Genomic DNA, 12223 nt, shown 5'->3' on the forward strand with positions numbered 1-12223 from the left:
TGTTTTACTTAACAATTTGGACAAGCTCTCTCAATTCTCGACAATATTTGATGTCAGTTTATGTTGAATAATTTTATTGCATTTTCTGTTGTAATCTTTTCTACTTCCTCCAAAGACACTTCTTTCAGTTCAGCGATTTGTTCCGCTACAAGCTTCACGTAAGCCGGTTCATTTCTCTTCCCTCTATATGGATGAGGGGCAAGATAAGGACAATCGGTTTCAATCAGAAGCTTCTCAAGCGGGATTTCTTTTGCCACATCTTTTGGTTTCTTGGCATTCTTGAATGTTACGGGACCTCCAAGGGAAATATAGAAATTCATTTCTACGCATTCTTGAGCGATTTCAGGACTTCCACTGAAGCAGTGCATGATCCCTCCGACTTCCTCCGCTCCTTCTTCCCTCAGAATATCGACTATATCCTGTGTGGCTTCACGGTTATGTATGACGATCGGGAGTTTTACTTTCTTAGCTAGTTGAATCTGTTTTCGGAATACTTCTTTTTGAACATCCTTGGGGGATTTGTCCCAATGATAGTCAAGCCCCATTTCCCCTATGGCAACTACTTTAGGGTGCTGTGAAAGTTCTTCTATCCAAGCTAAATCCTCATCATTCATATCAATTGCATCCACTGGATGCCACCCGATTGCGGCATATAGAAAATCATATTGACCAATGAGTTCCATGGCCCGGTTAATGGTCGGACGGTCAAAACCGACAACCACCATTTTTTCGACTCCAGCTTCCCTTGCCCTTGACAATACCTCCTCCAGATCTTCGTCAAATTGTTCAGCATTCAAATGAACATGTGTATCAAATAGCATATAAGACACTCCTTGTAATAAAGATAAGTTTAATATAAAAACGCATGACAAGCATCACATTCATGTAACATTCATATTACATATTATGGTTTCTTTGGATATTTTTTATTTACGGGGTTCCAATTACAGTCACATTTCATTTTATCTATTTTAGTGACAGAACCAAAATCATCTGTTTATCCTTCTCATTTAACTATATTTATATAATTAATAATGAAGTTATTTTCTTTATTAACAATTATCATCGAGAGAATTCATTATATACATATAATAAAGGGATGTTCCACGTGGAACATCCCTTTATTGATCTATCACAAAGAATCATTTATTTAACTTTTGTTCCATTTGGTAAGGACTGATCAATGGAAGCAAGAGACAACGTTCCATTTTCTTCTCCGGCAAGGATCATTCCTTGGGAAAGTTCCCCACGAAGTTTTACCGGCTTCAAGTTCGTTACGCAGATCACTTTCTTCCCAACGAGCTCGTCTGGCTGATAGAATTTCGCAATCCCCGATACAACTTGACGTTTTTCAAAGCCGAGATCCAATTGCAGCTTTAGTAGCTTATCGGCTTTTTTAACAGGTTCCGCTCCAAGCACTTCGGCTACGCGAAGCTCGACTTTCATGAAATCGTCAATCCCGATTTCCTCTGAGGCTTCCGGTGCGGAAACTTCCTTCTTCTCTTCCACGACAGGAGAAGACCCCTGCATTTTCTCTTTAATAAAGGCTACCTCTTCCTGAAGTTCAAGACGCGGGAAGATAGGCTCCCCTTTTTTGACTACTTCGGTGCCTGTCGGAATTGCTCCAAAACGCTCAAGGCTTTCCCATGTGTGCATTTTTTCATCATGCAGATTCAGTTGCTCGAAGATTTTCTTAGGTGTTCTTGTCAAGAAAGGCTGTAAGAGGACTGCCACTCTTCTCAACGATTCAGCCAAGTGACTCATCACACTTCCCAGTTCTTCTTTTTTATTTTCATCTTTCGCCAGGGTCCATGGCTGCGTTTCATCAATGTATTTATTCGTACGGCTGATTAACTGCCAAAGGCTGGAGAGGGCAACTGAAAACTCCATATTTTCCATCGCTTCTTCATATTTCTTCACCGTTTCATTATTCATATCCAGGAGTGCTTGATCAAATTCCCCTTTGGAATCCACATAAGTTGGAATGACTCCATCGAAGTATTTATTAATCATGGCCACTGTCCGATTCAATAAGTTCCCCAGGTCATTGGCCAGGTCAAAATTGATTCTCTCTACAAATCCTTCCGGCGTAAAGACACCGTCCGATCCGAATGGCACTTCTCTTAACAAATAGTAGCGAAGAGAATCAAGACCATATCGATCAATAAGGGTTACAGGATCTACGACATTCCCTTTGGATTTGGACATTTTTCCGTCTTTCATCAGAAGCCATCCGTGAGCGAAGACTTTCTTAGGAAGCGGAAGATCCAAAGCCATCAGCATGATCGGCCAGTAGATCGTATGGAAACGGACAATTTCTTTTCCTACCAGGTGCACATCCGCTGGCCAATATTTCAAGTAGTTTGCGTCTTGTTCGCTGCCATACCCTAAAGCCGTGATGTAGTTGGAAAGGGCATCGATCCAAACATAAATGACGTGTTTTGGATCACCAGGTACTTTCACTCCCCAATCAAAAGTGGTACGTGAAACAGCAAGGTCTTCCAAACCTGGTTTAATGAAGTTATTCACCATCTCATTTTTCCGGGATTCTGGTTGAATGAACTCAGGATTCTCTTCATAATAAGCAAGTAGGCGATCGACGTATTTACTCATTTTGAAGAAATACGATTCTTCCTTTACTTTTTCAACCGGGCGTCCACAATCAGGGCAATTCCCGTTTTCTAATTGTCTTTCCGTAAAGAAGGATTCACATGGTGTACAGTACCATCCTTCATACTGATCCAGATAAATATCGCCTTGCTGGACAAGCTGATTGAAGATTTTTTCCACGATATCCTTATGACGCTTCTCCGTCGTCCGGATAAAGTCATCGTAGGAAATATCCAGTTTACCCCACAAGTCTTTAATGCCGCTTACAATTCCGTCAACATATGCCTGAGGTGTGATTCCTTCTTCCTCGGCTTTTCTTTGAATCTTCTGTCCATGTTCGTCCGTCCCCGTAAGGTACATGACATCGAATCCACGCATTCTCTTGTAACGGGCCATGGCATCACCGGCAACCGTGGTGTATGCATGTCCAATATGTAAATTTCCACTTGGATAATAAATCGGCGTTGTAATATAGAAGGTGTTCAACTTTTCTTCCACTTCCTGTTCCTCCTCTTTTTTCACTTACCCCCACAAACCCAAATCAGGCTCCGTATGGTTTATAGTGGCAGGTCTGTTATATACATCCATTCTTGACCTTACCTATCATCTTAACCTCTTATCTCATCAAAATATACCTAAAATAAAGGGTTTCTGCAACTAAACAATGTTGATTTTAAGTTTTGTCGAAATGGATAGTGAATATTGTCGAACATTGTCGAAGTTATTCATTAAATAAATAAAATTCGACATTCTCATTTATTATTACTTTCATTACAATAATATTCAATTGGTAATACATTTTTTTACAACAAAGCGTAAAGCTTATTATAACAAGACTTAATCATCCATTTATTATTAATAATTTACAGATTTAATTATTGACGAGATTCTTAATCGTTGGTATGATAGTATCAGTTAATGAAATTTGTCGAATATTGACGAAACAGATAGAGATAAATAATATTTATTTGGAGGAGATCTCAAATGAAGTCTACAGGTATTGTAAGAAAAGTTGATGAACTGGGCCGTGTCGTTATTCCAATCGAACTACGCCGTACATTAGGTATCGCTGAGAAGGATGCTTTGGAAATTTATGTGGATGACGAAAGAATCATCTTGAAGAAATATAAGCCAAGCATGACTTGCCAAATCACTGGTGAAGTTTCTGATGACAACATCAAGCTTGCAAATGGTAAATTAGTTCTTAGCCGTGAAGGTGCAGATCAGTTACTGAAAGAAATCCAGGAATCTTTACAATCAAAATAATCCTTTGCTATATGACAGGCCTGAGTCCATTCGACTCAGGCCTTTTTATTTTGCAGTTATTCCACGTGGTAAGCCTGGTATACTTCCCGTTTAGGGAGGGATCTCTCTTTGGAGACTTGTTTGATGGCTTCCTTTGATGACATGCTTTCTTCATCTACATAGTGTTGGACATGATCTTGCAGGGAGTAGCTGCTCCACCAAGTGACTTCTTCCTCTTTCTCTTGTGGACCTGCCCCTTCGATCAACAAGCAGAATTCACCCCGCACTTCTCCTTCATTCGCCCATTCGATTACTTCCTCGATTGAACCTCGGATGAATTCCTCAAACTTCTTCGTGAGTTCTCGGCAGATGACGATTTGTCTATTTCCCAAAGCCGCATATAATTCCTTTAATGTTTCTTTTAATCTGTGGGGTGATTCGTAAAGGATAAATGTATCTTCCAACGATTTAAGGGTTTCAAGCTCAGCTCTTTTGTCTTTTTTTCCTCTACGTAGAAAACCATAGAAATAAAATGGCTGAGGAGCTAAACCTGAGGCGATGAGAGCCGTAAGGGCGGCGTTTGCCCCGGGCAATGGAATGATGGCAATGTTGTGTTCGATTGCTTCTTTCACCAATTCATAACCTGGATCTGAGATCGATGGCATTCCTGCATCACTGACAAGGGCCACGAGCTCTCCCCTCTCCATTCGCTCAATCAATTTCTGTCCGCTCGTTTCTTTATTATGTTCATGGTAACTGATGATTGGTGTATCAATTTCAAAGTAATTGCACAGTTTCTTGGTATTCCTCGTATCCTCCGCTGCAATCACCGTCGCTTCCTTCATCATTCGGATGGCACGGAACGTCATATCCTCGAGATTCCCGATCGGTGTGGGGACAAGATACAGGCTTCCTTTTTCACTGTCCTGAAAACTTTTCTGCTGGTTCATGGTGAATATCACCTCCTGGATCATGTTTGGTGGTTTGTTTTATGATTTCCATATAGCATATCATGTACTTCTTTAGAGTACTCATTCTGCTCATCGTACACATATAAAGGCGGAAGGATCTTTAGGTCCGGTTTCCCATCTTTTATTCCTTCTATTAATATCGTGTTGGCCTCTCTCCCGGGCTTAGGATAAACAAATCGTAATCGCTTGGGCTCCAGACGATGCTTTCTCATCAATGACAGGATATCCATCAAACGTCCGGGGCGGTGAACGAAGGATGCCTTCCCTCCCTGTTTCAGCAAATAGCTGGACGCTTTGATGGTATCCTCAAGGGTGCATAAGATTTCGTGACGGGCAATCGCATAGTGCTCGTTCACATTGCGTTTATCTCCTGGCGGTGTAGTGAAATAGGGAGGATTGCATGTAACCACATCATAGTGAGAATGATGGAGGAGTTGATCAATCTCTTTTACATCCCCCATTTTCATCGTGATCTGATGTTGACGATCATTATACTCGACACTCCGCTGTGCCATATCATATAGACGCTCTTGAATTTCCACTCCAGTTATGTGGACATTGGTTCTTGCACTCAGCAATAACGGGATGATGCCGTTCCCTGAACATAAATCAACCACTTTCCCCTTATGAATCGGCAAATAGCTGAAGTGGGCCAAAAGGACTGCATCTGTGGAAAAAGAGAACACGGAAGGACTTTGAATGATCCTCATGTTTTCAGCCAATAAATAATCTAAACGCTCATCTTCTTTTAACTCGACCATGCCTTCCCTCCATTTTTTCTTCTATTATATGTTGTTAGGGTTTTCGATTTGTCCAGCTCCGACGGCTAGCCCCTCGAGGTCATAAGCTAAATGGCCCAAGAAGGCAAAGAACGCCTTCTCAGCCCATTCATCTTATGCTTGTCGGGCCTGATCAAGCCGCCTGCGCTTTTCGATTTGTCCAGCTCCGGCGGCTAGTCCCTCGAGGTCATAAGCTAAATGGTCCAAGAAGGCAAAGAACGCCTTCTCAGCCCATTCATCTTATGCTTGTCGGGCCTGATCAAGCCGCCTGCGCTTTTCGAATAAAAAGGACCAATCCCACTATTTCCGTGGATCAGTCCTTTTTATCTGTCTGTATTCTTTTCAGAAAAATGAAGTGTCCTTTATTTCTTATTTAAGAAAGAAAGGCAGAATAAGCAGTCTTCATCCTTCCGGGGACTTCCGAAATGTATGTTACAAATATGGAATCCTTCCTGGTATAGTCGGGCAAGGTTGTCATAGCCTTCTCCGATATCCAGTGTTTTATCTTCTAAGTCTGACTCACTCGTCGTACCCGCATCGCTGTTTGCTTGTACCTTTTTTGGTGAGTTCTCTGTATGTTCCAGTCTACGGCGCAAATGTTCATTTTCTAACTTTAGAGAATTATTTTCCTCTAACATTTCAGCTAGGCATTGTTTGAGCTCACCTAATTGATGATACAAATCACCAATTTGTTGTTCCATGTTACTGACTGAATCAAAGAACTCTTTCTTATCCACGACACTACACCCCGTTACTCTGTGGCTTGGAATGATACGGCACCTTCGTTCATAATTTCATCTAATGTGAATTCCAGAACCCGGTCTTCTTCTTTGATTTCCACCTGAAGAATACGTTCCAGAATATTAAGACCTACCACTTTACCTTTTCCATGAGGTGTCTTAATCACTTCTCCGATATCAGGTAATTCTTCTTTCGCTGCTTCATACTCGTCATTCTCGTATTTCAGACAGCACATCAAACGTCCGCATAAACCTGAAATCTTTGTGGGATTAAGGGATAGATTTTGATCCTTCGCCATTTTGATGGACACAGGTTCAAAATCACCTAAAAAGGTCGAACAACACAGCATGCGGCCACAAGGACCAATACCACCAAGCATTTTAGCTTCGTCTCGAACGCCAATCTGACGAAGTTCAATGCGCGTACGGAAAATAGAGGCCAGATCTTTCACCAGCTCCCGGAAATCAACACGTCCATCAGCCGTAAAATAGAATATGACTTTATTACGATCGAATGTATATTCTACATCTACCAATTTCATATCCAATTGATGCTGATTAATTTTATCACAACATACGTTATAGGCTTCCGTTGCAGACGACTTGTTCTCGTCCACGATCAATCGATCTTTTTGATCGGCGATCCGAATCACTTTTTTCAATGGAAGCACTACATCGTTTTCTCCGACTTGCTTTCTCTCTACGACTACTTTTCCAAATTCGACTCCGCGGACCGTTTCAACGATTACATAACAATCTTTTTGAATGTCCAAATCACCCGGATCGAAATAATAGATTTTACCCGCTTTTTTAAAGCGAACTCCTACAACATCGTACAAAGGACCATCACCCCTGCAGTTTTAGCATAAGCTGTTCTACTAGCAGCTGCGAATTCATATTGGCGTTTAACTTGCGTTTTGCTTCAAGGATCACCGTCATATTAGTAGAAAGACGATTGGTTGATACTTGAAGTGCGTTGGATTTCCAGTTTTCCTTTTGGTCCGGGTACACGAGCTGCTCTTCTTTTCCTAACTGGATATGAAGTAAGTCTTTATATATTAGAAGTAAAAGATCCAATGCTCGATCGACTTGATCTTTTTCTTTGAAGTGCTGTACAAAATCCTCTTGTATTTTGACCATTGCTTGGAAGGGACTTTTTTGGAGGACTTCATATAATTTTAACACTATTATTCTTGCTTGTGCAAACCACTCATTTTGACATATTTCTACAGCTTCCTCATAATGGTTCGTCAAGTTGGCTGCAAGAGTGGCAAAGTGAGGCGGAATTCCCTCTTCCAATAACTGTTTGGTCAGCTGTTCTTTCGGTAACGGTTTAAATGATACCGTCTGGCACCTGGAAAGAATGGTCGGCAGGATCCGATGAATATTCTCTGTGATGAGAATCGCTGTGGTATCCGCCAACGGCTCTTCAAGAAACTTTAATAGGCTGTTAGCGGCATTCGCCGTCATCTTATCTCCGTGAACGATGATGTAGATCTTCTTCTTGGATTCTACACCCGTTTTCGAAAATTCTTCTTGCAGACTTTTAATCTGATCCTTCTTGATAGATAGACCATCAGGCTCCACCATATGCAGATCCGGGTGATTCCCGTGATTGATCCTTTTGCAGTTGGAGCAGACTTCACATGGCTTTCCGTCTACCCGGTTCAGGCATAATAATGCCTTGGCGAACAGCATGCTCATTTCTTTCTTTCGTGTCCCTTTTTCACCCTCGAATAAATAAGCATGAGCGACACGATCCTTCAATATACTATTCTGCAGCATCTGAAGGACGACTGGCTGAAATGGTTGTATCTCTTCAAACAACATGTCTTAACATCACTCTCTTACATATAAAGATTAATAAGCAGACCTTTTATTTCGCCGATTTTCCCTAATATATCAATGGACTTCTTCTCTTTATCCAATACATCTTCCGTTAAACCGACAAGATGCTGGTCCACCGTTTCGACGATATTCAGCTTTCGTCCCTCCCCATATTGATTCCAGGTATGGGACTGCTTCAGGTCCATTCCGAAGTCGACTGCTTCCCGTACAAACTTCTTGACCAATGTTTTATATTTGGCAAGATCTTTGAATGTCCTTGACTGGGCTAAGCGGGTTCCGGCGTCCTCTATCGTCCCAAGGAGCTTATTAAGCTGGTCCATCTGCATTTTCTGATCATGTTTCTGAACGAGCTGACCGAACTTCACTTGACCGTTACCGCCAGTTCTCTGATCTTTCGCCACGCTATCCAAGGACACACGGTGGTCCTGATTAATTTTCATCGTGATCCAACCTCACTTTAAAACTGATGGAATTGCTCTACCGGGAGAACGAATACCGTCGCTCCGCCTACGGCCACTTCTACGGGATAAGGCACATAGGAATCTGCATTTCCACCCATAGGAGAAACCGGTGCTACCATTTGATCACGTGACTGACAGTTTTCCTTAATAACCTGTAATGCTTTCTCCACACGAATATCCTCAGTACCAATAATGAACGTCGTATTTCCTGACTTCAAAAAACCGCCGGTGCTCGCTAATTTTGTCGAACGAAAATTATGTTCCATCAGGGCATTAGACAAACGATTGCTATCCTTATCCTGTACAACTGCCATAATTACCTTCATGAATGAATTCCTCCGTTATAAAGCCATTTACTTCCTTCTATTATATCATTGAAAAGACTTCAATGCTTAATCTAAAAAAGAGACGGATGACAGGCAACGAATATTCGCCCGGCAGTCCGTCTCTTCTATTAGTCTCACCTGTTTAAATAACCGGTCACGATTTCATACGCATCAGCAAATACCGCTTCCTTACTCTTACTGGCATCGATGACTTGAATGCGATCCGGATATTGTTTGATCAACTTCTGATACCCCTCACGGACGCGAGTATGAAATTCAACCGATTCGAGATCCAACCGATTCACTTCTCTGCCGTTATGCTTGGCAATTCTCTTTAACCCCTCTTCGGGATCAATGTCAAAATACAGCGTGAGATCCGGCATCTTATCTTCAATCGCAAATTGATTGATGTCCATGACTTCTTCCATCCCGATTCCACGGGCATTCCCCTGATAGGCAAGGGAACTGTCAATAAACCGGTCACAAATGACGATCCTGCCTGCCTCAAGGGCCGGGATCACTTTCTCCACCAGATGCTGACGTCTCGCAGCTGCATATAACAGTGCTTCCGTCCGCTTATCCATTTCCGTGTTCTTTGTATTTAATATGACTTCCCTGATCTGCTCAGCTATGGAAATACCTCCCGGCTCCCTCGTCTGTACAACATCCAGGCCATCCTGCAGCAGTTGTTGATATAACTCTGATAATATCGTTGACTTCCCGGCTCCCTCGGGGCCTTCAACGGTAATGAACAATCCTTTTGTCATCTGTTTCCCTCCGCTTTATCGATACACATACACACAGTGGTCAGCCAATCGGTGATGCCCCTGTATGTTTGCCTTATTCCTTATATATTCGTTTAAACGCCGGATTACATCAGCAGTGATCCGTTCCCCCGGCACCAATAAGGGGATGCCCGGTGGATAAGGTGTCACCATTCCAGCAGAAACTTCTCCTTCTGCTTCGTCCAGGGAAATCAACACTTCCTCTTTCCCGTCCATTTCCTCCAGGGTTAATGCCAAGCTGGAAAAAGGGGTTGTCCTTTTCGGGCCAGTTATCCCCTCCATAGGCATGACTTCCACCTCAGGCTCATTCTCCAGCGCCTTGTTTATCCTGATGATCGCTTCCGTATACGGAAACGAAAAACCCTTCTTTACTAAAGGAAGAATCAGCAGTACCTGATTCGGATCAGCAAGCTCAGGGTATACACCTACAGATTCTAACAGCTCCTTTAGAACATAACCCGTTCGCCCTTCGAACTTCATGATCAGCTTTAATGGATCATGTGCCTGTTGAACAATGAGCTGAGGATGGATCCGTTCAATCCCATCTATAAATTCGCGAATATCCTCAAGTGTTTGATCCAAGTCCTCTTTTAAAAACGTCCCGACATAGGATCTCGCATAATCAAGGGATGCCATAATCGGATACGAAGGACTACTTGATTGTAGCATAGTTAAATAGTCTTTTACCTTATGCGCATCCACCCGGGTACTTCCAATATGTAAATACGATCCCATCGTCATGGCCGGGAGCATCTTATGAGCGGAATGAACCACAATATCTGCCCCGCACCCCATGGCGGATTCTGGAAAAGGCGGACCCAATGTAAAATGAGCACCATGAGCCTCATCAATGATACAGATGACATCATGCTTATGACACTCATCTATGATTTCTTTAAGATTGTATGTAAACCCATAATAAGTTGGATATGTGAGTACACAAGCCTTCACATGAGGGAATACTTTCATCGCTTCCTTTATATTATCCAACCGTATCCCAAGGGCGGTCCCCATGTCATCCCACTCTGTTTCAATAAAAACTGGAACAGCCTTGGCAAGCCTGATGCCGTTCAGCACCGACTTATGACAATTCCGTTGAACAAATACCGTATCCCCAGGTTCACAGGAAGCTAGGATCGCTGCAATATTCCCTACGGTACTTCCATTCACCAGAAAATGACTCACTAAAGACCCATATACATCCCCAAGCAATTCCTCCGCTTCCCGGATTGCCTCATGGGAATCATGTAAATCATCCAAACCACTCAACTCTGTAAGATCCGATTGATAAAACGGCTGATCCTGGACCAATAAACCGTTCTTATGCCCTGGTACATGAAATGAAATGGGTTGTATGGACCGATGCCTCTCGATCGCCTCAATCAGCGGGGTTCTTGTATGATCTCGCTTCATTCCATCTATCTCCTTAAAGTAAAATATCCATCCATATCGTATCATAACCATGCGGCACCATGCTTCGGAGAATTCAAATCTTATGTAGATAATGGTGAATCAACGAAACTCATAAACCATTGAACCGACAGCAAAAAAAAATCATAACCATGTATACCTTCTGGTTATGAGTAGATTTGAGGAGTATTCACTTTTTTCAGCCTTTGTATGAACGTTTTGTACAAAGGATCATTCGTTTCTGTGTGAACCATTTCCTTTTCACAATCTGTGCAGATAAACGATGTGTATAGATGGATTCCAACCTTCTTTTCAACGTGACAAACGATGCACTCTTCCAAAGCCGCCTTACGTTCCTGATTTAACATAGGGCCCTCCACCTCCATACAATCTATTCTGCCTCAAAACCACTAATTGTATACATAATTATAAACATTTCAACTGACAGAATAATCAAGTGTACTTTCATCTTATGTTGCTGTTACCGTGTCTGTGTATGTCTTATAAAAAAGATTGTGAAAAGATGTTGGTATATCTTTGGTGTAGCTTTTTAGAGTTATAGACTGGGAGAGATACGGAGGCGGTTTTTCAGGGTAGCCGTTTGGGCAGAGGAACAGATGCAATCATGTAGTTACAAAGGAAATATACAAAAAGTAAGGGCATAATCGGAGGTTAGATGGTGGAATGACGAGATTGTAGCCCTCAGCGGTCATTTTTGGGGAGGTTTATGAATAGAATGGATTCGCAGGGTCGGGATTGCGTCGTTTTTGACTTTATTGCGTCATTTTCGAAGTAATTGCGTCATTTTTTTATTATTTGCGTCATTTCCACCCTTAATTGCGTTTTTTACCAAATATTACCTTCAACGGATTCTCTGCACACACTTCTGAACAATCAAATAAAAAAAGAGCAACCCCTAAGAGCTACTCTTTTTCCTATTTGCCTGGCGACGTCCTACTCTCACAGGGGGAGATCCCCCAACTACCATCGGCGCTGAAGAGCTTAACTTCCGTGTTCGGCATGGGAACGGGTGTGACCTCTTCGCCAT

The 12223-nt window shown here is 42.2% G+C and carries 13 protein-coding genes and 1 rRNA gene; 1 reads left to right on the forward strand and 13 read right to left on the reverse strand.

Features of this window, described 5'->3' with window-relative positions:
• Positions 1–53: 53 nt before the first annotated feature.
• Positions 54–821: a TatD family hydrolase gene (locus V8G47_RS17375; protein ID WP_336201192.1), complete on the reverse strand. Its 768-nt coding sequence runs from the start codon at positions 819–821 to the stop codon at positions 54–56.
• A gap of 325 nt (positions 822–1146) precedes the next feature.
• A complete protein-coding gene (metG, locus tag V8G47_RS17380; RefSeq protein ID WP_336201193.1) occupies positions 1147–3108 on the reverse strand; it encodes a methionine--tRNA ligase in 1962 nt (653 codons plus the stop codon).
• Positions 3109–3594: 486 nt separating this feature from the next.
• Between metG and V8G47_RS17385 the strand changes: the two genes are divergently transcribed.
• A complete protein-coding gene (locus tag V8G47_RS17385) occupies positions 3595–3876 on the forward strand; it encodes an AbrB/MazE/SpoVT family DNA-binding domain-containing protein (protein WP_034762946.1) in 282 nt (93 codons plus the stop codon).
• Positions 3877–3932: 56 nt separating this feature from the next.
• Here the strand turns inward: V8G47_RS17385 and rsmI are convergent, their stop codons facing one another.
• The 11 genes from rsmI to rrf all read right to left on the reverse strand — a co-directional run.
• Entirely contained in the window at positions 3933–4805 is an 873-nt protein-coding gene (rsmI, locus tag V8G47_RS17390) for a 16S rRNA (cytidine(1402)-2'-O)-methyltransferase (protein WP_336201194.1), read from the reverse strand.
• 20 nt (positions 4806–4825) lie between these two features.
• Positions 4826–5587 carry a tRNA1(Val) (adenine(37)-N6)-methyltransferase gene (locus V8G47_RS17395; protein WP_336201195.1) on the reverse strand — a complete coding sequence of 254 codons (762 nt, stop codon included), beginning with the start codon at positions 5585–5587 and terminating at the stop codon, positions 4826–4828.
• Positions 5588–5967: 380 nt separating this feature from the next.
• Entirely contained in the window at positions 5968–6342 is a 375-nt protein-coding gene (gene yabA / locus V8G47_RS17400) for a DNA replication initiation control protein YabA (RefSeq protein WP_336201196.1), read from the reverse strand.
• 14 nt (positions 6343–6356) lie between these two features.
• Positions 6357–7184: a PSP1 domain-containing protein gene (locus V8G47_RS17405; protein WP_336201197.1), complete on the reverse strand. Its 828-nt coding sequence runs from the start codon at positions 7182–7184 to the stop codon at positions 6357–6359.
• 7 nt (positions 7185–7191) lie between these two features.
• A complete protein-coding gene (gene holB / locus V8G47_RS17410) occupies positions 7192–8175 on the reverse strand; it encodes a DNA polymerase III subunit delta' (RefSeq protein WP_336201198.1) in 984 nt (327 codons plus the stop codon).
• A gap of 17 nt (positions 8176–8192) precedes the next feature.
• The gene (locus V8G47_RS17415; protein WP_336201199.1) at positions 8193–8633 is read right to left on the reverse strand and encodes a YaaR family protein; all 441 of its coding nucleotides are present in this window, start codon (positions 8631–8633) and stop codon (positions 8193–8195) included.
• A 17-nt stretch (positions 8634–8650) separates the two neighbouring features.
• Positions 8651–8980 (reverse strand): cyclic-di-AMP receptor, encoded by a 330-nt coding sequence (locus V8G47_RS17420; RefSeq protein WP_034762933.1) that lies wholly within the window; start codon positions 8978–8980, stop codon positions 8651–8653.
• 134 nt (positions 8981–9114) lie between these two features.
• Entirely contained in the window at positions 9115–9747 is a 633-nt protein-coding gene (tmk, locus tag V8G47_RS17425) for a dTMP kinase (protein ID WP_336201200.1), read from the reverse strand.
• 15 nt (positions 9748–9762) lie between these two features.
• Positions 9763–11178: an aminotransferase class I/II-fold pyridoxal phosphate-dependent enzyme gene (locus V8G47_RS17430; RefSeq protein ID WP_336201201.1), complete on the reverse strand. Its 1416-nt coding sequence runs from the start codon at positions 11176–11178 to the stop codon at positions 9763–9765.
• Positions 11179–11342: 164 nt separating this feature from the next.
• Entirely contained in the window at positions 11343–11543 is a 201-nt protein-coding gene (locus V8G47_RS17435; RefSeq protein WP_034762928.1) for a sigma factor G inhibitor Gin, read from the reverse strand.
• A 573-nt stretch (positions 11544–12116) separates the two neighbouring features.
• Positions 12117–12223 (reverse strand): 5S ribosomal RNA (gene rrf / locus V8G47_RS17440); the annotation flags it as partial.

Origin of the sequence: Rossellomorea sp. LJF3, assembly GCF_037046045.1 — a bacterium.
Lineage (GTDB): Bacteria > Bacillota > Bacilli > Bacillales > Bacillaceae_B > Rossellomorea.

Bases quoted from the DNA above. Each gene is read 5' to 3' on its own strand.
- V8G47_RS17375 (WP_336201192.1), bottom strand. From the start codon at position 821: ATGCTATTTGATACACATGTTCATTTGAATGCTGAACAATTTGACGAA.
- V8G47_RS17385 (WP_034762946.1), top strand. From the start codon at position 3,595: ATGAAGTCTACAGGTATTGTAAGAAAAGTTGATGAACTGGGCCGTGTC.
- rsmI (WP_336201194.1), bottom strand. From the start codon at position 4,805: ATGAACCAGCAGAAAAGTTTTCAGGACAGTGAAAAAGGAAGCCTGTAT.
- V8G47_RS17395 (WP_336201195.1), bottom strand. From the start codon at position 5,587: ATGGTCGAGTTAAAAGAAGATGAGCGTTTAGATTATTTATTGGCTGAA.
- holB (WP_336201198.1), bottom strand. From the start codon at position 8,175: ATGTTGTTTGAAGAGATACAACCATTTCAGCCAGTCGTCCTTCAGATG.
- V8G47_RS17415 (WP_336201199.1), bottom strand. From the start codon at position 8,633: ATGAAAATTAATCAGGACCACCGTGTGTCCTTGGATAGCGTGGCGAAA.
- V8G47_RS17420 (WP_034762933.1), bottom strand. From the start codon at position 8,980: ATGAAGGTAATTATGGCAGTTGTACAGGATAAGGATAGCAATCGTTTG.
- tmk (WP_336201200.1), bottom strand. From the start codon at position 9,747: ATGACAAAAGGATTGTTCATTACCGTTGAAGGCCCCGAGGGAGCCGGG.
- V8G47_RS17430 (WP_336201201.1), bottom strand. From the start codon at position 11,178: ATGAAGCGAGATCATACAAGAACCCCGCTGATTGAGGCGATCGAGAGG.
- V8G47_RS17435 (WP_034762928.1), bottom strand. From the start codon at position 11,543: ATGTTAAATCAGGAACGTAAGGCGGCTTTGGAAGAGTGCATCGTTTGT.